Origin of the sequence: Corynebacterium suranareeae, from assembly GCF_002355155.1 — a bacterium.
In the GTDB taxonomy this organism is placed as follows: Bacteria; Actinomycetota; Actinomycetes; order Mycobacteriales; family Mycobacteriaceae; genus Corynebacterium; species Corynebacterium suranareeae.
The window spans coordinates 1,901,863-1,926,981 of record NZ_AP017369.1 but is presented as its reverse complement, the minus strand read 5'-3'; the positions used below and the strand labels follow the sequence as shown (position 1 = coordinate 1,926,981).

General features: G+C 50.8%; 22 protein-coding genes, 7 tRNA genes and 1 pseudogene. 24 read left to right on the top strand and 6 right to left on the bottom strand.

Translation table 11 applies throughout. The features are described from left to right. Positions 1-57 precede the first annotated feature (57 nt). Both N24_RS09005 and N24_RS09000 read left to right on the top strand, forming a co-directional pair. Complete coding sequence (locus N24_RS09005; protein WP_096456223.1) at positions 58-1,185, top strand: hypothetical protein; 1,128 nt, start codon at positions 58-60, stop codon at positions 1,183-1,185. Between the two features lie 255 nt (positions 1,186-1,440). Continuing rightward, complete coding sequence (locus N24_RS09000) at positions 1,441-4,044, top strand: collagen-like domain-containing protein (RefSeq protein ID WP_096456221.1); 2,604 nt, start codon at positions 1,441-1,443, stop codon at positions 4,042-4,044. A gap of 97 nt (positions 4,045-4,141) precedes the next feature. On the opposite strand, the gene N24_RS08995 is transcribed toward N24_RS09000, so the two are convergent. From N24_RS08995 to N24_RS16250, 3 genes and pseudogenes are all read right to left on the bottom strand, one after another. Next, positions 4,142-5,011: a hypothetical protein gene (locus tag N24_RS08995; protein WP_096456219.1), complete on the bottom strand. Its 870-nt coding sequence runs from the start codon at positions 5,009-5,011 to the stop codon at positions 4,142-4,144. Between the two features lie 160 nt (positions 5,012-5,171). Beyond that, positions 5,172-5,246, bottom strand: a pseudogene (locus tag N24_RS16355) (30S ribosomal protein S20); the annotation flags it as partial. Between the two features lie 124 nt (positions 5,247-5,370). Next, positions 5,371-5,904, bottom strand: coding sequence for a hypothetical protein (locus N24_RS16250; RefSeq protein ID WP_157736414.1), 534 nt, complete (start codon positions 5,902-5,904; stop codon positions 5,371-5,373). 383 nt (positions 5,905-6,287) lie between these two features. Here N24_RS16250 and N24_RS08980 point away from each other — a divergent pair, with 383 nt between their 5' ends. Both N24_RS08980 and N24_RS08975 read left to right on the top strand, forming a co-directional pair. After that, the gene (locus N24_RS08980) at positions 6,288-6,851 is read left to right on the top strand and encodes a hypothetical protein (RefSeq protein ID WP_231910946.1); all 564 of its coding nucleotides are present in this window, start codon (positions 6,288-6,290) and stop codon (positions 6,849-6,851) included. Positions 6,852-6,893: 42 nt separating this feature from the next. After that, positions 6,894-8,303, top strand: a complete 1,410-nt coding sequence (locus N24_RS08975; RefSeq protein ID WP_096456217.1) for an acetate and sugar kinases/Hsc70/actin family protein — start codon at positions 6,894-6,896, stop codon at positions 8,301-8,303. Between the two features lie 365 nt (positions 8,304-8,668). Here N24_RS08975 and N24_RS16445 read toward each other — a convergent pair whose 3' ends face one another. Together N24_RS16445 and N24_RS08965 are read right to left on the bottom strand one after the other, a co-directional pair. Continuing rightward, entirely contained in the window at positions 8,669-8,986 is a 318-nt protein-coding gene (locus N24_RS16445; RefSeq protein WP_197702388.1) for a hypothetical protein, read from the bottom strand. A 647-nt stretch (positions 8,987-9,633) separates the two neighbouring features. Beyond that, positions 9,634-9,705, bottom strand: a tRNA-Val gene (locus N24_RS08965). A gap of 346 nt (positions 9,706-10,051) precedes the next feature. On the opposite strand from N24_RS08965, the gene N24_RS08960 reads away from it, so the two are divergent. From N24_RS08960 to N24_RS08890, 15 genes are all read left to right on the top strand, one after another. After that, positions 10,052-10,124 (top strand) — tRNA-Gly (locus tag N24_RS08960). 33 nt (positions 10,125-10,157) lie between these two features. Further along, a tRNA-Val gene (locus N24_RS08955) sits at positions 10,158-10,232 on the top strand. A 33-nt stretch (positions 10,233-10,265) separates the two neighbouring features. Beyond that, a tRNA-Gly gene (locus N24_RS08950) sits at positions 10,266-10,338 on the top strand. Between the two features lie 41 nt (positions 10,339-10,379). Further along, positions 10,380-10,450: transfer RNA gene (locus N24_RS08945), tRNA-Cys, on the top strand. 10 nt (positions 10,451-10,460) lie between these two features. Next, positions 10,461-10,535, top strand: a tRNA-Val gene (locus N24_RS08940). A gap of 33 nt (positions 10,536-10,568) precedes the next feature. Next, a tRNA-Gly gene (locus tag N24_RS08935) sits at positions 10,569-10,641 on the top strand. Positions 10,642-11,242: 601 nt separating this feature from the next. Beyond that, complete coding sequence (locus N24_RS08930) at positions 11,243-11,839, top strand: copper resistance CopC family protein (protein WP_167382178.1); 597 nt, start codon at positions 11,243-11,245, stop codon at positions 11,837-11,839. Between the two features lie 15 nt (positions 11,840-11,854). Then, positions 11,855-12,412, top strand: a complete 558-nt coding sequence (locus tag N24_RS08925; protein ID WP_096456215.1) for a copper chaperone PCu(A)C — start codon at positions 11,855-11,857, stop codon at positions 12,410-12,412. Positions 12,413-12,456: 44 nt separating this feature from the next. Then, positions 12,457-13,665, top strand: coding sequence for a Dyp-type peroxidase (locus N24_RS08920; protein ID WP_096456213.1), 1,209 nt, complete (start codon positions 12,457-12,459; stop codon positions 13,663-13,665). Between the two features lie 271 nt (positions 13,666-13,936). Next, the gene (thrS, locus tag N24_RS08915; protein ID WP_096456211.1) at positions 13,937-15,997 is read left to right on the top strand and encodes a threonine--tRNA ligase; all 2,061 of its coding nucleotides are present in this window, start codon (positions 13,937-13,939) and stop codon (positions 15,995-15,997) included. Between the two features lie 88 nt (positions 15,998-16,085). Continuing rightward, a complete protein-coding gene (locus tag N24_RS08910; protein WP_096459997.1) occupies positions 16,086-16,625 on the top strand; it encodes an HIT family protein in 540 nt (179 codons plus the stop codon). A gap of 1 nt (position 16,626) precedes the next feature. Then, complete coding sequence (pgsA, locus tag N24_RS08905) at positions 16,627-17,283, top strand: phosphatidylinositol phosphate synthase (protein WP_096456209.1); 657 nt, start codon at positions 16,627-16,629, stop codon at positions 17,281-17,283. Positions 17,284-17,305: 22 nt separating this feature from the next. Further along, the gene (locus N24_RS08900) at positions 17,306-18,241 is read left to right on the top strand and encodes a phosphatidylinositol mannoside acyltransferase (RefSeq protein WP_096456207.1); all 936 of its coding nucleotides are present in this window, start codon (positions 17,306-17,308) and stop codon (positions 18,239-18,241) included. Positions 18,242-18,253: 12 nt separating this feature from the next. Next, positions 18,254-19,327 carry a glycosyltransferase family 4 protein gene (locus tag N24_RS08895; RefSeq protein ID WP_408607594.1) on the top strand — a complete coding sequence of 358 codons (1,074 nt, stop codon included), beginning with the start codon at positions 18,254-18,256 and terminating at the stop codon, positions 19,325-19,327. After that, positions 19,324-19,788, top strand: coding sequence for a hypothetical protein (locus N24_RS08890; protein WP_096456203.1), 465 nt, complete (start codon positions 19,324-19,326; stop codon positions 19,786-19,788). Before N24_RS08895 ends, N24_RS08890 begins: the two co-directional genes overlap by 4 nt. A 330-nt stretch (positions 19,789-20,118) precedes the next feature. Here N24_RS08890 and N24_RS08885 read toward each other — a convergent pair whose 3' ends face one another. After that, on the bottom strand, positions 20,119-20,604 hold the full coding sequence (locus N24_RS08885) for a DUF3817 domain-containing protein (RefSeq protein ID WP_096456201.1): 486 nt from the start codon (positions 20,602-20,604) through the stop codon (positions 20,119-20,121). Positions 20,605-20,712: 108 nt separating this feature from the next. Between N24_RS08885 and N24_RS08880 the strand changes: the two genes are divergently transcribed. The 5 genes from N24_RS08880 to ruvB all read left to right on the top strand — a co-directional run bounded on the left by N24_RS08880 (position 20,713) and on the right by ruvB (position 25,109). Further along, the gene (locus N24_RS08880; protein WP_096456198.1) at positions 20,713-21,561 is read left to right on the top strand and encodes an acyl-CoA thioesterase; all 849 of its coding nucleotides are present in this window, start codon (positions 20,713-20,715) and stop codon (positions 21,559-21,561) included. Between the two features lie 244 nt (positions 21,562-21,805). Further along, positions 21,806-22,561 carry a YebC/PmpR family DNA-binding transcriptional regulator gene (locus N24_RS08875; protein ID WP_096456196.1) on the top strand — a complete coding sequence of 252 codons (756 nt, stop codon included), beginning with the start codon at positions 21,806-21,808 and terminating at the stop codon, positions 22,559-22,561. Between the two features lie 126 nt (positions 22,562-22,687). Beyond that, positions 22,688-23,353, top strand: coding sequence for a crossover junction endodeoxyribonuclease RuvC (ruvC, locus tag N24_RS08870; protein WP_096456194.1), 666 nt, complete (start codon positions 22,688-22,690; stop codon positions 23,351-23,353). Between the two features lie 37 nt (positions 23,354-23,390). Further along, positions 23,391-24,011: a Holliday junction branch migration protein RuvA gene (ruvA, locus tag N24_RS08865; RefSeq protein WP_096456192.1), complete on the top strand. Its 621-nt coding sequence runs from the start codon at positions 23,391-23,393 to the stop codon at positions 24,009-24,011. A gap of 6 nt (positions 24,012-24,017) precedes the next feature. Then, positions 24,018-25,109 carry a Holliday junction branch migration DNA helicase RuvB gene (gene ruvB, locus N24_RS08860; protein WP_096456190.1) on the top strand — a complete coding sequence of 364 codons (1,092 nt, stop codon included), beginning with the start codon at positions 24,018-24,020 and terminating at the stop codon, positions 25,107-25,109. Positions 25,110-25,119 lie beyond the last annotated feature (10 nt).

The following is a 25,119-nucleotide window of genomic DNA, read 5'->3' as shown; positions in this document are numbered from 1 at the left end:
TTTTCACTCCCTGTTTTGAGTTTTTTTCTCACCTTTATATAGATAAGGAATATTCACATGTCTTTGAAGCTTAATTCTCGTCGTTTTGCCTCTCTTGCCGTCGCGGTTGCTGTTGGTGTCTCTGGTGCAGCCACTGTGGGTGCCGCACCAGCTATGGCGCAGACCACCGGCACTGAAGTGGAGGCTGGTACCCCAATTCACGTCGTTAACCTTGATCGCACCGTTGTTGATCCTGTGACTGGCGACATTACCTTTCATTTCACCGATGGCACCTTTGTCACTCTTAAGGCGGGTGTTGACGGCGTAGATGGTACCGATGGCAAGGACGGTGTGATCGGCAAGGATGCGACCATTGTTGATGTCGCTACGGAGTCCAATGGTGATGTCAAGCTCACCTTCTCTGATGGCACCGTCGTCACCATTCCTGCAGCTAAGGACGGCGTGGATGGTGAAGACGGCAAGGATGGCGAGGACGCTACTGTGCTGTCTACTGCGACTGACGCCAACGGCAATATCGTCATTACGTTCTCTGATGGCTCTGTGCTTGTTGTTGCTAACGGTAAGGACGGCAACGATGGTTCAGACGGCCAGGATGGTGCTGATGGTGAAAATGGCAAGGATGGTGAGAACGGCGCTAACGCGACCATTGTCGATCAGATTGCCAACGACGATGGCTCCATTACCATTGTGTTCTCCGATGGTTCTGAGGTCACTATCCCAGCGCCAGCTAAGGGTGCCACCGATGAGCTGGCACAGTGCCTGCTCAGCCCGAAGATGCTGCTGTTGGCAGCGATTCCTGCTGCAGGTGCTATTGCTAACGCTGTGGCACCGGCGATCCCACGTGTTGTTGAGGATGTGCGTGCACAGTTCAATCTCCCAAGCCTCAACCCCCAGTTTGATCAGTGGCTCTACAACGCGACCAAGGATATTGATGCAGGGTTGTTGATCTCTGGTGCTACCGGCCTTGCTGTGCTGTCGGTGCTCGCTGATGATTTCTGTGGTGACATTGATGCCGATGACAACGCAGACGGTGATGCGGTGGCAGAAAAGCCAACTGGCTCTTCTGGTCTTGGATCATCTGAACAGAGTGACAAGGTTGATGGTGACGACGATAGTGCGATCGACACTGAAACTGATGCAGATCTCGAAGTAGAAGAAGACCCTGAGCTTGTTAACGCAGGTTAACGCCAGTGTAATGCTGGATTAATACAACAGCATGAAGAAAACCCTTTAAGAAATTTTCTTAAAGGGTTTTTAGATTTCCGGGGACATATAAGAAGTTAATAAGTAAACAGTAGTTTAGTTGCATATATTTATCTATAACGTATATCTTTAAAAGTAGTTTAAAAGTCATTAATTACTTTATGGGAAATAGTAATTAAGTTTTCATCTTTTAACTAGTCACAGCATGTTATTACCGTTGATGAAAGGCGTTTCACCTTGTCTCTTAATTTGAAGAAGAATTCTGCGCGTTCTATTACCGCGCTGACTGTTGCTGGTCTGGGTCTGTCTATTGTTCCTGTGGCATCTGCACAGGATGTCGCGGATGACACCACCAACTCTGATTCCACCCGTGATGCCATTTGTGCTGCTGCACCGCTTGTTGCAGGCGCAGCAGTGGGTGTTGGTCTGCTGTCTCAGCAGCCAGAATTCCAGCAGATGGTGTCCCAGATTCAGTCTGACGCACAGCGCATTGGGCAGGATCTCAGCAATCAGTTCAACAACTCTCTTGCATCGCTTAACATTGGTCTCGGTAACGGCGTGCACGGCCCACAGCAGAACGCTTTTCAAGGTATTGATCTCACTGAAGCAGCACGAACCATGTCTGGATGGAATGACCTGGCGGCACAGGTAGGCCAGACTGCAGGCCCTGCTATCGGCGCTGTTGCTGGTACTGCCGGCCTGATCGCACTGGTTGACTACTGCTGGCTGGAAGGCTTCGACTTCGCGGGTGGCTCCAGTGGCACTGATGGTGAAAATGGTGCTGATGGTAAAGATGGCACCTCGATCACCATTACTGAGATTAAGACTGATGATGACGGCAATACTATTGTTGTCTTTTCCGATGGTTCTGAAATCACCATCACCAATGGTAAAGACGGCGCTGCTATCACCATTGTTAATACTTACCGCGACGATGACGGTAATACTGTTGTTGAGTTCTCTGACGGTTCCACCATTGTTATCGACAAGGGCGAAGACGGTAAAGATGGAGAAGACGGTAAAGATGGCGAAGATGGTAAGGACGGCAAGGACCTTACAGTAACTGATACCTATATCAACGATGATGGAGACACCGTTGTTGAGCTTTCCGATGGTTCCACGATCATTGTAAAGAAGGGTACCGATGGCAAGGACGGTGTTGACGGCTCTGACGGTGCTGACGGAGTCAGCATCACTGTGGAGAACTCTTATGTTGATGCGGATGGCAACACTGTTGTCGAATTCTCCGATGGCTCCACTGTGACCATCAACAAGGGTGAGAAGGGCGACAAAGGTGACGCCGGCGCCGATGGTGAAGACGGCGCAGATGGTGAATCAATTACTGTTGTTAACACCAGCAACGATGCTGAAGGCAACACTCTTGTTGAGCTCTCCGATGGCACTGTTATTACCATTAATAAGGGTGATAAGGGTGACGCTGGCGCAGATGGTGAAGATGGAAGTAATGGCGCAGATGGCGAGTCCATTACGGTCATCGAAACCCGTTTCGATGCGGACGGCAACACTGTTGTGGTGTTCTCCAACGGCACTGAAATCACCATCAACAAGGGTGAGAAGGGCGACAAGGGAGATACCGGCGAATACGGTAAGGACGGACTGACCCCGTACATCGGCCCAGATGGTAACTGGTGGATCGGTGAGAACAACACCTGTACTGCTGCACGTGGCAATGACGGTAAAGACGGTGACACCCCACGCATCGGTGATAATGGTAATTGGTGGATCGGCATCGTTGATACCGGCGTTCCTGCTCGTGGTCAAGACGGTAAAGATGGAGCCGATGGTGCCGACGGAGCTAATACCGTTGAGATCATTAATGGCTACTGGTACATCAATGGTGAAAATACCGGTGTCAAGGCAGTTGGTGAAAATGGAACCAACGGAGCCGATGGACAAGACGGTACTAATGGCACCAACGGTGCCAACACTGTTGAGATCATTAATGGCTACTGGTACATCAATGGTGAAAATACCGGTGTCAAGGCGCAGGGTCCAAAGGGCGATAAGGGTGACACTGGTAACACGGGCGCTCCGGGCGAGGGTTCCGGTAATGTGGACATTGAGATCCGAGAATCGAGTTATCCAGGTGGTGGCCAGGCTACCATCATCATTCTTGATCAATTTGAATATGAAATCCCGCACACTGTTATTGGTACGAATGGTAACTGGTACATCGGTTCGAAGGATACTGGTATCCCAGCTCAGGGTGGCACTGGAACACCTGGTGCGGACGGTCAAGATGGCCTCACACCACACATTGGCGACAACGGTAACTGGTGGATCGGTGATACCGATACAGGTGTCTCTGCAAGCCCGACCCCCGTTGGTGAGGCGGTAGCGGGTGTCACTGACGTGGTCTTCAACACTAGTGATGAACCCAAGACCATTACTGCAACGATCAATGGTGAAGAATATGATTACACCCTTCCACCACATAGTGCTGTTGTGTTCTACGCTACAGGTTCACCAATGGCATATTCTCTACCGAATGCATCGGGCCTCACTGTTATAGGTACTGAAGAGACTCCTGGTTTCACCACCATTCGATTCAGTGACCATTCCACTGTGACCATTCCACATGGACGAGATGGCACCAACGGTACTAACGGAACTGACGGTAAGGACGGTCTCACCCCGCACATCGGTGAGAACGGTAACTGGTGGATCGGTGAAAAGGATACTGGTGTTTCTGCAACCATCGGTGGCGGCGGCAACCCTGGTACAGGCAATGACTGCATCACGGTCGAAGTCCCAGGTGATGATCTTGGATTCCCAGGTGACGCTGAGGCCGGTGCAGATGTCGAAGGTACTATTGACTAAAGGTCATAGAGCAACGATCATGACTGATTAAAGTCGGAACACAACCCCTAGAGAATATCTCTAGGGGTTGTTGTGTATGTGTGCCACGGGCCTTGCCTTAGAAAAAAGGAGGTTTCTCTGGTGGGGTCAGACAGAAGTCGTGAGCAAAAATCTCAAGACTCTTATGTGGTTCAGTGGGTGGATTAAAACCATAGTAGATGTTGGTGTAGTAAGTCTCATACCATGAGATTAACTGCTGTTGATGAGGTGACCCCCAGATAGCCTCGTGAATCATCTCAGCGGAACCGAGCTCAGATTTAAGATTAATCATTCGTGCAGGGTAGCTGTGGATTATCCCTGTGTGATTATCGTGCACAATGTAAATGGTGGGGGTGGGCTCTTCGGACAGTGGTTCATTGTTGGGGATGCCGATAAAAGTACCTGCATAGCCAGTGGAGGTGCGCACCGGTGATTGCGCCAATAGTGTGATCGTTGTTGTGTCCAGGCACGCAAAAGAATGAAGGAAATCATCAAAAGCTTTGATGAAATCGTCGCTTAATTCCGGGCGACGCTTATCCAACCAGGCGAATAGTTCCTTGCGATCTGCCGTAGGAAACTGCTCTTTGCTGATGCGGTTCTGTTCGTCAATGGCGGCTGCGAGCTCTGCAACGTCTGCGTCAGTTTTAGTTGTCTCCGCTACTTGTGCGCCAGCCTCTTGTGCAGCGCGCTCTTCTTTAATGTCATCGAGAAGATCTTCGTCGTAGTCGAACGGATCAATCGGCGCAGCATCATCATATGGTTCATAGGGTGAAGGTACGATGACATGATCGGGCATGACACCGTCATCGGGGTTGTATGTGCCGTAGGCTTCATGGTCTTGGCGATTGCTGAGGTCATCCATATGGTTGTCAAAATCATCATTGCTGATGGCTTGATACTTATAGGTCAGCGACCATGGCGCAGGTTTGCTGGGTTGCGGTGTAGTCATAGGGTAGTGTGCCCTTTTCTGGAAAAATATCGGTGAATAAGTGGGGGTTGAGGACAGCAAAACAATATATACAGCATTGTTTGTGCATCTATGTGCCGATTAAAGCACAAAAAATACCCCCGACCAGTTTTTGGTCAGAGGGTATTTTTAAAAAAGAGCCAAGCTTGTTGAGAGCGGTAGCCATGTTGGGCTTCTTGTTAGCAGCGTTGTTGATGTGGAAGACACCCTTGGTTATTAAATAAACTGCTTGGCATAAAGCGCAACGAACCCAAGGTCCTTGATGCTTCTCAAGAAACAAACCCCGCTGGTACAGGCGGTACGCAACAGGGTTGAATCAAGGGGATAGCAGCAGACAGGTTCTAGATTACGCCGTTATAGATTGACTTGTTGGCGATTTCTGCAGCAGCAGCAATGTCAGCACGCAAGGTCTCCCAGGTGCCGGCCTTAAAGCGGTGAAGAAAAATACGCGATAAGTCATGCTGCGGTGATCCTTCGGCAGCGATCTTTAGAGTCATGTGACGTTCATCATCAGCGCAGTTATTACTGAGCACATGGGCACAGAGGAGATTGGTGACGGCTGGGTTGCCGAGCGTGTCGGGGAAAATACTGGTGGCACTGATCGCCAGGCCAGCAGCAGCATAAGACTCAGGCACAAACAGACCTAAAGAAGCATCACGAATAATGTGTGACGGTCGATCATAAAAGAGCACGCCAGCAATATAGAGCGCACGCTCATCGTCTTCAAAGTAGGTCGCGGCGTCAACCATAGATGTGAATTGTGGAGCGCTTTTTAAAATATTACCCAGACTAATAAGCATCGAGCGCGCCATTTTCGGGGTGATGGTTACAGCATCGCACTCAATAATGCGGTGGAGTTTAAAGGTTGATGTCATGGTGGGGCTCCATTAGTTAACTATTAAATAGTTATTTAATCGACCGCTAGGGGTTTATTACCTGCCTGCTTAAGTGCACGTTAGGTGTGTTTTAAGGGCTTGTTACAAGTGCTTTAAAAGGCAGATAACGGTCGATTATCGGTACATAGGGGATTGTGCTGTTAGTGGCTGTTTAAAAGCCCTTTAAGAAACGATTAATTGTTTTTTACGGGTTAATTATTAATTGACACATAAGTGCCTTTTAAAAGTACGTTAATCGCTTTTTAATTGTATTTTAAAAGACACTTCTATGTTACTATTAAATTAGTCAATAACGTTAGTCATAAACAATGCAGTTATTGAAGAGAAACTTCCCGACACAATGTACGAAATGGGGGTCACACATGGCTCAAAAACAGGACACGACACATGTATCAGAGGACGATGCCCCGTGGCGTAATGTGCGTATGCGCTTCCCAGAAACAGACGCTATCGTTGAGCGGTTTTTGGAAACACAGGGCGCTCGCGGCATCTCGCTGGCAATGCGCCAACTGATCTATTTGTTTGTCGCTGAATACGGTGATGTAGAGGTTGCTACCGTTATTGGCCTCAAGCTGGTGGAAAGCCTGCAGGCAGGGGCTGAGGGTAGTGATCTTTTTGCACAGCTCGCGGCTGGGGTCGCTGATGTAGACGCCTCAACCACACGCAAGAAAGCGCCACAGCTGGCAACACCACCATCGACCGCAACCCGTGCGCCTGATCAGGTAAATGAGTTTGTTGCCGAGGCGGAGAGTCAACCGGTCGAAGAGTCAGCTGCCGAGGTCGAAGTACCTAAGCAGCAGGTAGCACCACAGCCGGCACAGAAGCCGGAGCAAAAACCAGAACAAAAGTCGGCGCAACCAGCACAGTCAGAGCCAGATGATGGCTTTGATATGGATGACGTCATGGGCCAAGCGTTCGGTCGCTAGCTCACACCTTGTTAAAACGACACTTTTTAAGGGAAGAAGATTATGACCAGCGCTGTGAATGTGCAGAAGAAGACCACACAGAAAGTACTTAAGCCCATTAATACGAAGAATTACTCTGCGACAGATGCAGTGCAGACAGGCCAGCACGGATCTGCTTTAGGCTCGAATATCGGTGTCTACACCTATACCGCTGGACTCGATATTGGAAACGGCTATGTCAAGGGCATTATCGAAGCAACCGGTGATACCACTGGCACGTCTGTTGATGTTATTGATATGCCCTCTGCGGCAACGCGCATGAGTCGGCCAACGGAAGTTCCCGAACCAGATGACACCGCTGCTGCTGTCACCGGTGCGGATTTCTTCAACCACATTGATACCAATTTCAATTCGCCTATGGTGAAAGGTAATTATCGTTATCTTTGTGGCACGCGCAGCTTGTCTGCACGAGGTAGCTTGGAGGAATTTGATCTGGTGGGTAACCGCTCCAAGGCGGAACAAGAACTGAGCAAGGTGCTGGTCATGGCAGTACTTGCGGCCAAGGCTGTGAAAGACTTTGTGGCAGCACATGGTCGAATCCCACAGGTTGCTGTTGAGGGTGATCCCGGTGTGCTGCGTGTTTATACGTATCTTGCACTTGCGTTACCCATTAATGAGTATGTGGGTCACCGTCATGGGTATAAGGCACAGTTTATGGGTGATGGGGCAGCGAACCCGGCTGTGCATGTGGTGACGGTTAACAACTTTGAAACCCCAGTAACGGTGCAGCTCATCTTTGAGCGTGTCGAGGTCATTGCCGAGGGCGCATCGGCACAGTATGCCATTACCGCAGGTGGCGAAGTACTGATGAACGGAATGCTGGCAGATGTACGCTCCAAAGGGCTTGCTCTAGAGGGCGTGACAGCAGGTGATGTGCTACAAGCTCGCCACACAATCGGTGTGGATGTGGGTGAAGGTACTGTGAATTTCCCAGTCTTTACGGATGGGCGGTTTAATCATGATGCTTCACGCGCCTATGACAAGGGTTATGGCACCGTCTTGGAGTCGGCGATTCAGGCTATGGATGATGCTGGGTTGGCGCACAACTTTAACTCGCGCAAGCAGTTGGCTGATTATTTGCAGCGACCACCGAGTGCACTCAAGCGGAATTTCTATACCCGCGTGGAACAGCATGTTGATCAGGAGGCAGTGTTCTTTGTCCAAGACGTGGCTGCAGAGTTCGCACGAGTGTTAAGCGACGTGGGTGCTCTTACCGAAGTAGCCTTTGTCTACGGCGGTGGTTCCGGCCCGCTGCGTGATCGACTGCATGAAGCGTTGCTGATTAAGGCAGCGGAGATGGGTTCGGAAGATACGTTCCCGGTGCTGTATTTGGATTCAGCATATTCGCGCAAGCTCAATCGCGAAGGACTTATGATTGCGGCACGCTCGATTGCAGCGAAAGCACGCAAGTAATTAACACCTAGTTCTTAGATAGAGTTTGAAACTAGAGAATCTTATTGAGTATTGGTTTTAACTTTGTTACACTAGTAACAGGTTCTCTAGTGAGGGAGTGTCGTCCCGAGCTTAAGTATCTCGCAGATGTTCGTTCCCTTGGTTCCCCAAACCCCTCGTCGAATGCCTGTGCGGAAGATTGCCAATCTGTTGCTTTACCGTGTTCCTTTTCTTTCGCGGTTGGTCTAAGCATAGATTGGCAATTTTTTCATTGTCTGGTTGGGATTGCTGCTGATCTTGCACTCATCGAACACAGCCTGAGACTGCGCCAAAAAAAACAACCATTGCAGCAGTGCTGACATAATGGTTGTTTTTTTTGGCGCGCCCTAGCCTTCAGAGTAGATGTATTGCGCAAGGGATCGGGCGGTAATCAGTGGTCGTTTCCCTTTACCTCGGGTACCAGGCACAGCTTTGAGTTGGCCTGAGTTAATGAGTCGATCAACCGAGCGTGAACAAATGCCGCCGAGTCGTTCCTGAACTTCAGCACGTGAGTAGGCGCGAAGATCCGCGTCCTGTAATTCAATATTAACAACAGGTTTAATAGTCGTTCTGGAAACGTGATTATGTAATGCAGTTGTTTGTGCTGTGATTGTGGTGCGACCCCGAGCAGGCGAATGAGTGCGATTCATAGGGGGATGGGGCATGGTGACACTACCTTTCTCGTTATTCGAATATGAACTGTAGAAACCGTTAATAAAGAATTCCAAAAAGCCTTTTATAAAGTTTCCCAGAACTATTATCAGTTCATTAAGGAATAACTTTATACAAACTTATTCAATAAGTGAAAGGTGTGAGAGCGCTGTTTTTGGGGCGCATAGCGGGTCTGTGTGAACTGTTTTTGACTCAGGGTTTGCCTTGGGGGTGAGGGTCAAAAAGGTGAGCTGGGGGAGCTGCGAGGCGGGGTTAGATGGATATGCTCAATTACAGATCTATCTGTCTGCACATATTGTTTTAGCCCACAGCATTGCCCCTTTGTGGGTGCACATTTTCAGGGGTGCTGTGTCCTAGCTGGGTTTGTGGGGTGGGAAAAAACCTCTGCATATTATGCGTGACAGAAAAGGACCCGGAGGGACATCTTGCAGAAAATTATGCACAGCGGCGACGTGTCAAAGGTGGCCTTATAAAGCGGTTTGTTGCAGCTCGACGCGGATCGTGAATAAAACTAGCGGGAGTGACGGAGAGGTGCTTAAAGGCACTCGTAATGAATTCTTTCACCCCACGTTCACCCCACAAACGCGTGTTTATTAACCCTAAAAATGAATAAAACCCCTGCAAGCAGGTGCTAAACAAGTGGTCCTAGCTGGGTTCGAACCAGCGACCTTTCCGGTGTGAACGGAACGCTCTTCCACTGAGCCATAGGACCTTGCGGTGTGCTTAGAAGTTAACACGGAAGTTTTGAATATTCATAATCGGTTCAATTTTTCACCCAGCTTCTATATGGGGAGAAATTCTTGTACCTAATAGATGGAAATCGGATGTCACCACGTTTCTGAATCTGGAGCGATGAGCATCGGTCAAATATTCGAGGTTTTCTTTGCTGTCCTGCGAAATAACATCCGTGTGATTTGGAAAGTGGGTTTTCACTAGGGGTTTTACCTGTGCTTTTGTGGCATTTACTTGGGGATTTGTGTTCGAGGGAGCGTTCGGTCTAAAGTTATTCCAGCACCGCACAGAACGGAACAAGCAGGAACAAGTTCTAAGTAGTGCATGCGGATGTAGCGCAGTTGGTAGCGCATCACCTTGCCAAGGTGAGGGTCGCGAGTTCGAGTCTCGTCATCCGCTCTCATTTCACCGGGCCAATCGATGAAATGTCCCGCGCGTTTAGCTCAGCGGGAGAGCGCTTCCCTGACACGGAAGAGGTCACTGGTTCAATCCCAGTATCGCGCACCAAGAGGACGAACAACCTCTTTAATCAATGTTCATGCGGATGTAGCGCAGTTGGTAGCGCATCACCTTGCCAAGGTGAGGGTCGCGAGTTCGAGTCTCGTCATCCGCTCTGGTATGTTTACCACGTACCTAAAGGCAAATTTATGCCACGGTGGAATGGCCGAGTGGTGAGGCAACGGTCTGCAAAACCGTGCACACGGGTTCGATTCCCGTTTCCACCTCGCAGTTCTGGCGCGTTTAGCTCAGCGGGAGAGCGCTTCCCTGACACGGAAGAGGTCACTGGTTCAATCCCAGTATCGCGCACCAAGAGGACGAACAACCTCTTTAATCAATGTTCATGCGGATGTAGCGCAGTTGGTAGCGCATCACCTTGCCAAGGTGAGGGTCGCGAGTTCGAGTCTCGTCATCCGCTCAATTTAAAACACCTATGGGTTAACGCTCATAGGTGTTTTTGCATGCTTCCCAAAAAGCGTTTTAAGGGGTCGAAGTGCTCAAGATGGGTCGATGTATGGATTGAGGTCATTCAGGCGGCTGGGCGCGATTTTAGGGGCCCTCACTTTTGGGGCCGGTGGGGCAGTTGTGAATCCTGAAAGCTTCCAGGGCAAGGATCCACCACAAACCAGGCTGGACTCTAGAAATCGGTCCTAAAGTTGCACACGCGGGCAGGTAAAGCGGAAATATCCACCACAGCCAGCAGGAAATCCGCTTTTTGTGGTGAATATTCGCACATTTTTTCTATTCGTGTATGGGTGCATGTGGTAATGCCTTCCCGCCCTTGAGTTCTGCCCCGGAACCTGCGCAAGGCACCCCCAGAATGGGAACGTAGTCTAGATCACACGACTTCGAAAAGTGGCTCCAAGCTGGATAGACTCTATTTACCTACTGGTAACCTCCGCTTGATATATCCCTCTGGGGAACTAAGTGGGGGAAGATTTCGACAACTAACCGGGCGCAAAGATGAAACTAATGCGTCCGACCACGGCGAAAAGGAAGTTTCGCCCATCTATGAGAGGTTGAATGTGGCTTCAGAGAAGAATCTAAAATTGCGTACCTTGGCGGCAGCTGCTGGGGTGTTGGGCGTTGGTGCGATGTCGATGCTCGTGGCTCCGCAGGCTGCTGCCCATGATGTGGTGGTGGATTCTAATCCTGAAAATGGCAGTGTCGTTGATGAGTTCCCGGAGACCATTGAGTTGGAGTTTTCCGGTATTCCTCAGGATCTGTTCACAACAGTTGCATTGAGCAATGCGGATTCCGGAGAGGTGTTAACTTCTGGAACTCCTCAGCTTGATGGGCAGCACTTGAGCTATGAGGTGCCATCTGATGTGCAGACGGGAGCTGGTAACTACATTTTGGGTTTCCAGATCACTTCTTCTGATGGTCACGCTACTAAAGGTTCAATCTCTTTTGAGGTGACAGGCTCTGCAGAGACGACAACTGAGTCAGCAGCAACCACTGACACCTCAGAGACCACCGAAGCAGAGACCACTGAAACTGCTGATGAAACTTCTGGAATTCCTGCGCCGTGGAATTGGGTTTTGAGCATCGTGGCGGTGCTTGTTGTTGCAAGTGCCATCGTCATGATGATTGCAAAGAATCGTAACCAGAAATAAGAGGGTTTATTCACCATGAAGAAGTTTTTTGTCGCAGGTGCTGTACTGAGCAGTGCGTTGGTTATGGCGGCGTGTTCGCCTGCTAATCAAAGTGATTCCACCTCCACGAGCGTGGAGACTACTTCCTCCAGCAGCGCAGAGGTAAGCGATGCTGTGATCACCACGGAAAACGCTGTTGTTCGTGCGTCTGTGGAGGACAGCGACATGACGGCAGTGTTCGCTACGTTGGTGAACAATTCTGATGATGAGATCAACGTTTCTGGCTTTACTGCTGATGTTGATGCTGCCAGCTTTGAGATCCATGAGGTTGTTGATGGCGTCATGCAGGAAAAGCCAGGTGGTTTTGTGATCCCGGCGGGGGAGAGCATTGAGCTTGCGCCAGGTGGCGATCACTTCATGATCATGGGGCTTGCGAACCCAATCGAGGCTGGCGATGAAGTGACGATCACTCTTGATTTGGCTGATGGTTCTGAGATTGAGCTTGATCCGATCCCGGCGCGCACCATTGCTGCTGGTGATGAGGATTATGGCGATCTGGGAACTGAAGGCCACGAGGGCCACGAGGGCCACTAGAACTAGTAGGGCCACTAAACCGGCCACTATATATAAGGAGCGACATGGTTTCCCGTAGGGGTTTCCTAGGGGGTGCCGGCTTGATTGCTGGTGCGTCCGCGTTGGCGGGGTGTAGCACCGGGCAAAAGGCGCCGGAGGTGGCGTCGATAAGCGTAAAAAGCCAGGTGGTGCCTTTTGATGGCCGCCATCAGGCCGGAGTTGCTACGCCGCATCAGGCGAATTTAAACCTGGTTGCGTTTACGCTGCGCGCGGGCGTGGATCGGGCGGATGTGGTGCGCCTGATGCGCGTGTGGACGCAGGATGCCCGCGCGCTGTGCGCTGGCGAAACACCGCTGGGCAGCCTGGAGCCGGAGATGGTGACGTCGCCGGCAAACCTCACCATTACCTGTGGTTTCGGTGCTTCGCTTTTCGACGCCACCCAGCTTGTTCATCTACGCCCTGATTGGCTGAAACCAATTCCAGCGTTTGAGCGGGATCAACTGCGCCCGGAATGGGGTGAGGCGGATCTTGTGCTGCAAATTTGTAGTGATGATCCGCTGACGTTGAGCCATGCGACCAGGCATATGATTCGCTCTGGGGTGGATTATGTGGCAACAAGGTGGATGCAGCAGGGATTTCTTAACGCTAATGGTGTGTTGGCTAAAGATGAGACTCCGCGGAATCTTTTTGGTCAAAAAGACGGCACCGTTAATCCGCGCACCGATGATGAAATCCAGCAAGCAGCCTGGATTTCTGAAGGTCCTGACTGGGCAATTGATGGCACCTGCATGGTGGTTCGTCGTATCGCGATGAATTTGGATGAGTGGGAAATTTTGGATCGACCGTCCCGCGAAGTCTCTGTGGGGCGCACGCTTGATACTGGTGCGCCACTAACTGGTGGCGATGAATTTTCCGAAGCTGACTACGAGGCTCGTGATTCTTATGGTCTGCCGGTAATTGATCCCGCAAGCCACATGGCCAGGTCCCGTGCGCCGGAAAGCAACCCTGAACAGGTGATTTTGCGGCGAGTATTCAATTATGATTTGCCGCCGGATCCCACATCTGAAGAGTTGTCCAACGCAGGTTTGGTGTTCATCTGTTTTCAGAAAAACCCCGATCTGCAGTTCACACCCATCCAAAAACGACTGGATGAACAAGATCGATTGAACCAGTGGATCACCCATATTGGTTCAGCAGTATTCTTCATCCCACCAGGAACTGACCCAAGTGATCCAACCAAGGATGATTTTTGGGGTGCCGGACTCCTTCAATAACCGGCCACGCGGTAGGATGTGGAACGACAGTTGGCCACCGGCTGTGAGTTTCTTTAACTACTAATGCGTCATCAGTAGGACGACTGAAGTAGACAAAGCCAAAGAGGCTCACGCACCACATCAGGTATTGCCTAATATATCTGCGGTGAATCCCGATATTCCCCATGCTGTGGAAATATCGGGAGCGCCCGGCCAACTGCGCACCTTGAACTAGTGGGGGCGGCCAGGTATGCCGTTTTCCCACGTGAGCGCACGAAGGAGCGCAAATTTCGTGAACACCACCGATACCGCAGTAGCAAACCTTGTTGTTTTTGAGGTTCCCGCAGGCACCGCCATTGGTGCAGCCATGCGTGAACTTGATCTACCCAACAAGGGCCCAGAGGCTATTGTTTGTGCAAAAGACGCCGAAGGTCAGCTAAAAGATCTTTCCCACGTCCCAGAAGAAACTGCACAGTTCACCGCTGTACCTGCAAATACTGATGACGGCCGCGCAGTAATCCGCCACTCGTGCGCTCACGTGCTGGCACAGGCTGTCCAGGCAGAATTCCCAGGAACCAAGTTGGGTATTGGCCCAGCCATTGAGAACGGTTTCTACTACGACTTCGATGCGGCTGAGCCTTTCACCCCAGAAGATCTCAAAACCATTGAAAAGCGGATGAAGAAGATCATCAAGACCGGCCAGAAGTTTGAGCGCCGCGTCTATGAATCTGCTGAAGCTGCTGCAGAAGAGTTAAAGAACGAGCCTTACAAGCTGGAGCTGATCCAGGACAAGGGCAACGTTGACCCCAACTCTGATGAAGCCACCGAGGTCGGTGCAGGCGAGCTCACCGCATATGACAACGTCAACCCTCGCACCAGCGAAGTAGAGTGGTCTGATCTTTGCCGTGGACCACACATCCCCACCACCCGCTACATCCCAGCGTTTGCACTGACTCGTTCATCTGCTGCGTACTGGCGAGGCGATCAAAACAACGCTGGCTTGCAGCGCATTTACGGCACCGCGTGGGAGGACAAGGAATCACTTGATGCCTACCAGACCATGCTTGCCGAGGCAGAAAAGCGCGATCACCGCCGTCTAGGAACTGAACTTGATCTGTTCTCCTTCCCAGACGATCTAGGTTCTGGCCTGCCAGTATTCCACCCCAACGGTGGCATCGTGCGCACTGAGATGGAAGATCACTCCCGCCGTCGCCACATCGCAGCGGGCTACTCATTTGTGAACACCCCACACATCACCAAGCAGGACCTCTTTGAGCGTTCCGGCCACCTTGGTTTCTACAAGGACGGCATGTTCCCTCCAATGCAAGTGGATGCGGAATACGATGAAGATGGCAATGTGACCAAGCCGGGCCAAGAGTACTACCTCAAGCCCATGAACTGCCCAATGCACAACCTCATCTTCGATTCCCGTGGTCGTTCCTACCGTGAACTTCCACTGCGTCTGTTTGAGTTCGGCAACGTCTACCGCTACGAAAAGTCCGGCGTGATCCATGGTCTAACCCGTGCCCGAGGTTTCACCCAGGACGATGCCCACATTTACTGCACTGAAGATCAGCTCGAAGCTGAGCTGACCTCTGTGCTGGACTTCATCTTGTCCTTGCTGCGCGATTACGGTCTGGATGATTTCTACCTGGAGCTATCCACCCGTGACCCTAAGAAGTCTGTGGGATCTGATGAGATCTGGGAGCGTTCCACCGAAATTTTGAGCCGTGTGGCCACCAACTCTGGCTTGGAGCTTGTCCCAGACCCAGAAGGTGCTGCATTCTATGGCCCTAAGATTTCTGTTCAGGCACGTGACGCGATTGGTCGTACCTGGCAGATGTCCACCGTGCAGCTGGACTTCAACATGCCAGAGCGTTTCAACTTGGAATACACCTCACCTGATGGATCCAAGAAGCAGCCAATTATGATTCACCGCGCGCTGTTTGGTTCCATCGAGCGCTTCTTCGGCGTTTTGCTTGAGCACTACGCTGGTGCATTCCCAGCATGGTTGGCACCTCACCAGGTCATGGGTATTCCTGTGGCTGATGATTGCATTCCACACCTTGAAGCAATCACCGCTAAGCTGCGCGAAAAGGGTATCCGTGCAGATGTGGATACTTCCGATGACCGCATGCAGAAAAAGATCCGCAATCACACCACCGGAAAGGTTCCATTCATGTTGTTGGCTGGTGCCCGCGATGTGGAAGCAAACGCAGTTAGCTTCCGCTTCTTAGACGGCACCCAGGTCAACGGCGTGCCAGTTGATGAAGCAGTTGCGATTATTGCTTCCTGGATTGGTGACCGCATCAATGACCAGCCGAGCGAGGACTCCATTGCAGCTCGCAGGTAATTCAGATAACAGTTCATCCGCCGAGGTCTATGTAGACCAAGGCCTGGGGGAGCCGGACAGGCTAGAACGCCTGTGGGCTCCATACCGGATGAGCTATATCAAAAACCGTCCTGCAGGTGAGAAAAATTCTGCGAAGCGAGATCCTTTTCTAGAAGTTCCCAAACTCAGCGATGAGGATGGCTTGATCGTAGCCAGGGGAGAGCTTGTGTACTGCGTGCTCAATCTTTATCCCTACAACGCTGGCCACATGATGGTTATCCCATTTCGGAAAGAAAAGAACCTAGAGGATCTCACCTTGGCGGAATCTGCTGAGCTGATGCTGTTTACCCAAACAGCAATCAAAGCCCTAAAGCAGGTATCCAACCCAGATGCTGTCAATGTTGGTTTCAACCTTGGTAAAGCATCAGGCGGATCGGTGGGAGATCATTTGCATGCCCACATCGTGCCACGGTGGTCTGGCGACGCTAATTTCATGACTGTTATCGATGGAGTTAAAGTGCTACCTCAAACTTTGCGTCAAACAAGGGCAATGCTTGCCAAAGCATGGGGTGAGATTGACGGTGCCCCAGGCACTGTGGATCCAACGTTGACTTCGGCGATTCAATTCGCAGCACCAAAGGAGCACTAAGATGCTGGGACTTCATGGACGCAAGCCTGCTCAGGTCATTGTTGAGCCTGTGGCGAAACTAATGATCAAGCTGAAAGTGACCCCAAATCAGCTCACCGTGGTCAGCGCTGGTTTAACTGTCGCTGTGGCGTTGTTGCTTATTCCCACTGGTCATCTGATTTGGGCTGCGGTGCTCACGGGTCTTTTTGCTGCCTTTGACATGATTGATGGCACGGTTGCCCGAATGCAAGGTGGAGGCACAAAATTTGGTGCCACATTAGATGCGACATGTGATCGTATTACAGACGGTGCGCTATTTGGTGCGATCACCTGGTGGCTGGTGTATACCCATGATGCACCGAAATCTTTAGTGGCCGCATCCTTGGTGTGCCTGGTTGCTTCTCAGGTTATTTCTTATGTGAAGGCCAGGGGAGAAGCATCGGGATTCACCATGGATGGTGGATTGGTGGAACGTCCAGAACGGTTGATTGTCAGCTTGGTTGGTTTGGGCCTAACAGGCATGGGTGTTCCGTATGCTATTGATATTGCACTGTGGGTTTTGGCAATCGGTAGCGTATTTACAGTGGTGCAGCGTTTAGTGATGGCTGGGAAATCTCCGCTGGCTAAAGAATTCACCAAAGCCCCTGCAGGAGCCAAGGCAGATTACAGCACCAATTAGTTAAAGGCTGAGGGAGCATCAGATGAAGCCTAAGGATTTCTTTGCGGCAGAAAATTTAAGTGCACTTGGCTATATGGCAGGTTGGCGTTTTGTTCGGATGCTTCCTTTACCTGTGGCTCGTGGAGTGTTTAATGTCGGCGCGGATATGGCGTCGAAAAGCGGAAAAGGCATGGGGCAGCTGCGCGCAAACTTGGCGCGCGTGGTGGGTGCTGAAAACGTCACGCGTGCGTTGGTAAGGCAAGCAACGCGCAGCTATGCGCGTTATTGGCTGGAGGCGTTTCGGCTGCCAGCAATTGCCAAAGATCCCCAACTGATTGCGCAACTGCGTCAAGGAACCGTGGGTTTGGATTTGCTGGATGAATCTTTAGCCCAAGGCAAAGGGGTTGTGTTGACCCTTCCGCACAGCGGGAATTGGGATATGGCTGGTGCTTTTTTAGTTAGCCATCATGGACAATTCACCACTGTCGCAGAACGAGTCAAGCCAGAGCGCTTGTTTGAAGCGTTTGTGAAGTTTCGTGAAAGCCTAGGATTTGAAGTCTTGCCGTTAACTGGTGGTGAGCGACCGCCGTTTGAAAAGCTTAAAGAACGCCTGCAATCAGGTGGCATCGTGTGTCTTCTCGGCGAGCGCGACTTACGACATTCCGGAGTGGAAACTGTCTTTTTTGGTGAGAAAACTTCCATGCCCGCAGGACCTGCTCAACTTGCGATTGAAACTGGTGCTGCTTTGCATGTGGTGCACCCGTGGTTTGACGGAAACAGTTGGGGGTTAAGTGTCTCTGATGCAGTAGAAGTGGATAATCTTTCCGACACCGTGCAAAGGATCGCACATCTTTTTGCTGCCAATATCGCCGCGCATCCTGCGGATTGGCATATGCTTCAGCCATTGTGGTTTGGTGATTTAGATCCAAAACGCTTAAAGCGCGCACGCAGCGCTACACCAGAAACGGGGGAGAACTAGGTGCGAATAGGTATGGTTTGCCCCTACTCCTTCGATGAACCAGGTGGAGTTCAAGCACACATCCTTGATTTAGCCCGAACGTTTATCGCTCAAGGGCATGAGGTTCAGGTCCTTGGGCCGTGTAGTGCAGATACGAATGTGCCTGAATTTGTCGTGCGCGGTGGCAGCAGCATTCCGATTCCTTACAACGGCTCGGTTGCGCGCCTAAGCTTTGGTCCGAAAATGTTTAAGACAGTGCGTAAGTTTCTGCGCGAAGGAAACTTTGATGTCCTGCATATTCACGAGCCAAATTCGCCTAGTTTTTCCATGGCTGCGCTGCGATTTGCCGAAGGTCCCATCGTTGCTACCTACCATGCCTCAAGTAACGGTTCGAAGTTGCTCAAAGCGTTTTTGCCGGTGCTCTCACCAATGCTTGAGAAGGTGCGCGCAGGAATTGCTGTGTCTGAAATGGCTAGGCGCTGGCAAGTTGAGCAAATCGGCGGCGATCCGGTGCTGATTCCCAATGGGGTTGAAACGGCCATGTTTCAGTCAGCACGCCAACTTGAGCCCAACGATCCAGTTGAAATCGTCTTTTTAGGTCGGCTTGATGAGTCCCGAAAAGGCCTTGATATTTTATTGCGCGCCCTAACCCGGCTGGACCGCCCCTTTAAATGCACAGTTATTGGTGGTGGAACCCCGCGAGACGTCGCAGGCATCAACTTTGTCGGCCGGGTAAGTGATGAAGAAAAGGCTGAAATTCTAGGTCGCGCGGATATTTATGTCGCACCCAACACCGGTGGCGAAAGCTTTGGCATTGTTCTGGTCGAAGCCATGGCGGCTGGTTGCGCGGTCGTCGCCAGCGACTTAGAGGCATTTTCCTTAGTCATCGATTCAGAGGCCGCGCAACCTGCGGGCGTGCTTTTTAAGACCGGGTCTGACGCCGACTTGGCCAAAAAACTTCAAGCGCTTATCGACGCCCCCTCCTCCCGTTTCGCCCTCATAGATGCGGGCATACAGCGTGCCAATGCCTACGATTGGTCGACTGTATCCACACAGGTCATGGCGGTTTACGAAACAATTGCGATGGACAAAGTGAGACTTGGATGACCCTTGTCTATCTCCTCATTGCTGTTATCGTCACAGCCATTGTGTTGTGGGCATATTTTACTGCTCAACGCCTCAATCGCCTGCACATTCGTACTGATTCTGCACGACAAGCCCTCCAAGCAGCATTAGATCGCCGTGCGGCATTAGTGGGGGCATTGCTGCCAGATTCTTCGGAAGCATCCCGGCGGGCAGAAGCTATCCCTTTGGAATATTCGCGATTTACCCAAAGAGCACGTGCCGAACGGGAAATCTCCGAACTCATCCTTCACCATGGATCCTCACTTCCGGAATCCATCGTTGACGCTGCGACCCGCGTCGAACTAGCCCACCGCTTTTACAATGAAGCAGTCAGTGACACCCGGCATCTAAGAACCCGCAAGACAATTCGTTTCCTCAGACTGGGCGGTACTGCACCATTGCCAGAATTTTTCGAGCTTTTAGATACTGATTTGCTGACATAGTGTGAGGCATCTCGGGCTGTAGCCGATTTAAGGGCTTGGAATTTCTCGAATGAGTATTTATGTGGGCTGGGGTTGTTTAGGCCCTTAGAGGCGATTCTGGAAGGCCTTCATTTTGTGACTGGTGGGGCATATGTGAATCCTGAAAGCATCCAGCGTTAGGATTCACCATTTCCGAGGTGATCCCTTGAACTGATGGTGAATCCTAACGGTTTCGGGGCCGAAAAGCGTTAGGATTCACCATAAAACTAAGGCGAGTTCAGAATCCTGGTGGATTCGCACGTAATTTCGCTTAATGTAGGAGCGAAAAAGCCTCCCTGAGGAGGCTCTACATTATTGTGGCGAACTGACGGAATCTGCAATCGCATCGGGATCATAGGGTGGTCCCATTGCCAAAAGGATTGAAAAGACGATCGCAATGATGACTAACAGGATCAGAATGGAGCGTGCGGGGTGTCTAACCAGCTGAGCCAAAATCTTGTCAAAGAAATTTTGGGGAGTTTCGGCTGGATCTGAAAAACGCCATCCACCTGCAACGAGGCCCTTTATATCTGCCCACAATGCAAAGGGGAGTGCAGCCCACGGGATAACTGAGACGATCAGTCCGGCGAGGCCTTGTGGGAAAGTCCACTTGTTGTTAATCCACACGGTAATGGTGATGGCTGCAAAACATAGGAAGCCAAAACCGTGAATACCTCCAGCGATGGGGGTTACTGCCTCTGTTACTCCACCGTATTTTAAGATCATGCCGATGATCAGCAACGTCCAGGTAAACATCTCTAAGATGGCTGCAAAACGGTGAAGTTTCTGTGGGGTCATGGCACCTACCGTAACGTAATGGTCGAAACATCACATTATTGTGCCTCTGCGCGCGCTAAACTTTGTGAGTAACATCACGAAAGTGGATTAATTATTTTGGAGTAATCAGTGAAATCTATTGAACAAATTTTAACGCTAGAAAAGATCGACCGTGATATTTATCGAGGCCCAGTTATTGAATCGTATTTAGCTAGGACTTTCGGGGGGCAGGTAGCGGCTCAAGCTCTTGTTGCTGCAACCCATACTGTTGATAGCGCTTACACCGTGCATTCACTGCATGGCTATTTCATTGCACCCGGCGATCCCAAAGCCCCCGCTGTTTATTTAGTTGATCGTGTTCGTGATGGTCGAAGCTATGTCACCCGTTCGGTGCGTGGTGTTCAAGACGGCGAAGTAATTTTTAGCATGCAGGCGAGTTTTCATCGAGGCGATGAAGGCATTGAGCACATGGACAAGATGCGTAAAGTTCCAGGCCCTGATGAGATTACGGGAACTGTGGAACGAATGCCGATTTCAAGTAGGAAAGTTCTTGATGAATGGGCTGAATGGGATATCCGTGTAATCCCTCAGGATCAGTTGGAACTGAGTGATCTTACTGCCACTGAGCAGGCGGTGTGGATTCGTTGTACCGCAGATCTTCCTGATAATCCTACGTTCCACCAATGTTCCCTAACATACTTGTCAGATATGACTTTGCTGCATGGTGCGCTAGTTCCACATCCTGGAGCAAAGATGCAGATGGCATCATTAGACCACGCAGTGTGGTTTTTGCGTCCGTTCCGGGTTGATGAGTGGCTTTTGTACGATCAGCGTTCTCCTTCCGCATCTTCTGGACGAGCATTGACTCATGGTCGTTTGTTTAACCAAAAGGGAGATTTGGTGGCGATCGTGAATCAAGAAGGAATGACACGCACCCTTCGTGAAGGTGCGCAATCTATCCCATTGCGCAAAGACTAGGACTTTTTAAGACATCAGAATCCGGTAATACGACAGAAATTAGCCACCCTAAGGTTTCCTCATTTGACCTTTGCGTATACTGGTTTATCAGTTCCAACTACCAACTCCGCTTCCAGGGAAGCTACCCGGCTTTCGCCACCGAAGTGCATTGTTTAAAAAATTTGACTAAATGATGCCATTTTCAGGTGATTATTTAAAGAACCTTTTAGGTGGATGATGGAAGCTAGACGACGAAAGGGAGCATATGGCTGGCCACTCAAAATGGGCGACTACCAAGCACAAGAAGGCTGCTAATGACGCCAAGCGCGGCAAGGAATTTGCCAAGCTGATCAAGAACATCGAGGTTGCAGCACGCACAGGCGGTGGAGATCCGTCTGCGAACCCAACTCTTGATGACATGATCAAGAAGGCCAAGAAGGCTTCCGTACCTAACGACAACATCGAGCGCGCCCGCAAGCGTGGTTCCGGCGAAGAAGCCGGCGGTGCTGACTGGATGAACATCATGTACGAGGGTTACGGCCCAAACGGTGTTGCAATGCTCATTGAGTGTTTGACCGATAACCGCAACCGTGCAGCCACTGAAGTTCGCACCGCAATGACTAAAAATGGCGGCAACTTAGGCGAATCCGGCTCAGTGTCCTACATGTTCACCCGCACGGGTGTCGTGACTGTTCAAAAGGGCGATCTGAGCGAAGATGATGTGCTGATGGCTGTTCTGGAAGCAGGTGCAGAAGAAGTAAACGATAACGGAGATCTATTCGAGGTCACCTGCGCACCGACTGATATTCAGGCTGTTCGCGACGCTCTTGTTGGAGCAGGCATCGAAGTAGAAGATTCTGATTCCGATTTCCGTGCATCTGTAGAGGTTCCTTTGGACGCTGATGGTGCGCGTAAGATCTTCAAGCTGGTTGATGCTTTGGAAGACTCTGACGATGTGCAAAACGTCTACACCAACATCGACTTAAGCGATGAGGTTCTAGCGGAGCTAGAAAACGACTAGTTCAGCTCTTTACACACTGTTCACCCCGCCATTCCCGCAGCTAAAACACCGGGAATAGCGGGGCGATCGCAATTATGTGCTAAAACTGAAGATGGAATAGCAGCCATTTACATTTAAGGATCCACCATGAACCATGAAGGGCTTCGAGTAATGGGCATTGACCCAGGTCTTACTCGTTGTGGCTTATCTGTGGTTCAAGCAGGTCGAGGTCGTACCGTTTATCCGGTATCGGTGGGCGTGGTTCGCACTCCGGCTGATGCAGAGCTGTCAGAGCGGCTTCTTCGGCTAAGTAAAGCCGTGGGTGAGTGGATGGATGAATACACCCCAGATGTGGTTGCTATTGAGCGAGTCTTTGAACGTGGCAATGTCTCCACTGTCATGAATACCGCACACGCGGTGGGAGTTCTTATTTTGGCAGCTGCCGAACGCGGATTGCCGGTTCATATGTACACACCCAGTGAGGTGAAAAAGGCCATCTCAGGAAATGGCCGCGCTGATAAGAAGCAAATGACGGTGATGATCACCCGGATTTTAGGACTTAGCGAACCACCAAAACCAGCTGATGCTGCTGATGCTTTGTCTTTGGCGGTTTGCCATTGTTGGCGAGCACCCATGCTGATGCGTGCGCAATCGCAATACTCAATTCAGGAGTTGGAAAAGCGGCGGCGCGTGCAGCAGGGAAAACTGGGTAAAGCAAAATCATCGTATAACGCAGAACAAGCACAATCGCATCCATCGGAGACAGCGAAAGCTGCTCATCCAAGTCAGTTTCAACGAGCTGACACTAATTAGTTCTTAAAATACATTTACATAATTCAGGAGTGTCTTCATGATTGCCTCACTTCGTGGCACTGTTATCAATATTGGTTTAAGTTCTGCTGTTATTGAATGCAATGGAGTGGGCTATGAGGTTGTTGCCACTCCCAATACGTTGTCGCAGTTATCTCGAGGTGAGGAAGCTTTAGTCTTAACCACGATGGTGGTGCGTGAAGATGCCATGAAGCTCTATGGGTTTATTGATAATGAATCACGGGAGATGTTTAGCGTCCTGCAAACGGTATCTGGGTTGGGGCCACGTTTAGCCTTGGCATGTGAATCTGTGTTGAGTCCGCTGGAGATTTCACAAGCGATCACCAATGGCGATACGAAAACGTTGCAGCGCGTTCCTGGCGTCGGAAAGCGTATGGCCGACCGTCTTATTGTTGAGCTAAAGGGTAAAGTCGCAGCATTTGCCGCTGGTGTTGTGGATGAGGAAGGGGAGCAAATCTCCTTGACCAATGTGAACATCGCCTCTGAAGTGGTCGTGGAGCAGGTTTCCCAGGCGCTTGTCGGATTGGGCTTTAGCGAGAAACAATCAGATGATGCGGTGACTTTCGTGCTTGCTGCTGATCCGTCATTGGATACCAGTGGAGCATTGCGCGCTGCGTTGGCAAAACTCGGTGGAAAGTAGACCAACATGTCAGACGTGGAAAAAACAGAGTTTGAAATCCCGGGAGGGATTCCCCCTCGGCGAAACAGCGGCCAAGGCCGTGCACCTGACACCAACGTTGATGCCAATCTGCAGCCAGATGAATATGATGCAGAAGTTACCCTTCGCCCAAAATCTTTAACGGAATTTATTGGCCAACCCAAGGTTCGTGATCAGCTCAGTCTCGTGCTAACAGGGGCAAAAAACCGTGGTGTAGTTCCAGATCACGTGCTGTTGTCGGGTCCTCCAGGATTGGGTAAAACCACCATGGCGATGATCATAGCGCAGGAATTGGGAACAAGTCTGCGTATGACGTCTGGCCCTGCCTTAGAGCGTGCGGGCGATTTGGCGGCAATGCTTTCCAACCTGATGGAAGGCGATGTGTTGTTTATCGATGAAATTCACCGCATTGCACGCCCAGCTGAGGAAATGCTGTATATGGCGATGGAAGATTTCCGCATCGACGTCATCGTGGGTAAAGGCCCTGGTGCCACCTCTATTCCTTTGGAGATTCCACCTTTTACCTTGGTGGGGGCCACCACCAGGTCTGGTATGTTAACTGGACCTTTGCGTGATCGTTTCGGCTTTACCGCGCAGATGGAGTTCTACGATGTTCCCGATCTGACGAAGGTGGTTAAAAGAACAGCACGCATCTTAAATGTTGGCATTGACAACGATGCAGCGGTAGAAATCGCCTCGCGGTCTCGGGGCACACCTCGTATCGCGAACCGACTGTTGCGCCGTGTTCGTGACTTTGCAGAAGTTCATGCCGATGGTCACATTACGATCGGTGCAGCCAATGCTGCGTTGATTGTGTTTGATGTCGATGAAGTAGGTCTTGATCGCCTCGATAGGGCAGTGCTGGATGCACTTATTCGTGGACATGGTGGCGGACCAGTTGGCGTGAACACTTTGGCTGTTGCTGTGGGTGAAGAACCAGGCACGGTGGAAGAAGTGTGTGAACCTTATTTGGTTCGAGCAGGCATGATCGCCAGGACTGGTCGAGGGCGTGTGGCTACTGCAGCTGCGTGGAGGCACCTGGGATTAGAACCACCAGAAGGCACCATTGGAGATTATTAAGTCCCCTCAG

Coding starts and splice junctions, on each gene's coding strand:
- N24_RS09005 (WP_096456223.1), top strand. CDS start 58: ATGTCTTTGAAGCTTAATTCTCGTCGTTTTGCCTCTCTTGCCGTCGCG.
- N24_RS08995 (WP_096456219.1), bottom strand. CDS start 5,011: ATGACTACACCGCAACCCAGCAAACCTGCGCCATGGTCGCTGACCTAT.
- N24_RS16250 (WP_157736414.1), bottom strand. CDS start 5,904: ATGACATCAACCTTTAAACTCCACCGCATTATTGAGTGCGATGCTGTA.
- N24_RS08980 (WP_231910946.1), top strand. CDS start 6,288: ATGGCTCAAAAACAGGACACGACACATGTATCAGAGGACGATGCCCCG.
- N24_RS08975 (WP_096456217.1), top strand. CDS start 6,894: ATGACCAGCGCTGTGAATGTGCAGAAGAAGACCACACAGAAAGTACTT.
- N24_RS16445 (WP_197702388.1), bottom strand. CDS start 8,986: ATGCCCCATCCCCCTATGAATCGCACTCATTCGCCTGCTCGGGGTCGC.
- N24_RS08925 (WP_096456215.1), top strand. CDS start 11,855: ATGAAGAAGTTTTTTGTCGCAGGTGCTGTACTGAGCAGTGCGTTGGTT.
- N24_RS08920 (WP_096456213.1), top strand. CDS start 12,457: ATGGTTTCCCGTAGGGGTTTCCTAGGGGGTGCCGGCTTGATTGCTGGT.
- N24_RS08910 (WP_096459997.1), top strand. CDS start 16,086: ATGAGCTATATCAAAAACCGTCCTGCAGGTGAGAAAAATTCTGCGAAG.
- pgsA (WP_096456209.1), top strand. CDS start 16,627: ATGCTGGGACTTCATGGACGCAAGCCTGCTCAGGTCATTGTTGAGCCT.
- N24_RS08900 (WP_096456207.1), top strand. CDS start 17,306: ATGAAGCCTAAGGATTTCTTTGCGGCAGAAAATTTAAGTGCACTTGGC.
- N24_RS08895 (WP_408607594.1), top strand. CDS start 18,254: ATGGTTTGCCCCTACTCCTTCGATGAACCAGGTGGAGTTCAAGCACAC.
- N24_RS08890 (WP_096456203.1), top strand. CDS start 19,324: ATGACCCTTGTCTATCTCCTCATTGCTGTTATCGTCACAGCCATTGTG.
- N24_RS08885 (WP_096456201.1), bottom strand. CDS start 20,604: ATGACCCCACAGAAACTTCACCGTTTTGCAGCCATCTTAGAGATGTTT.
- N24_RS08875 (WP_096456196.1), top strand. CDS start 21,806: ATGGCTGGCCACTCAAAATGGGCGACTACCAAGCACAAGAAGGCTGCT.
- ruvC (WP_096456194.1), top strand. CDS start 22,688: ATGAACCATGAAGGGCTTCGAGTAATGGGCATTGACCCAGGTCTTACT.
- ruvA (WP_096456192.1), top strand. CDS start 23,391: ATGATTGCCTCACTTCGTGGCACTGTTATCAATATTGGTTTAAGTTCT.
- ruvB (WP_096456190.1), top strand. CDS start 24,018: ATGTCAGACGTGGAAAAAACAGAGTTTGAAATCCCGGGAGGGATTCCC.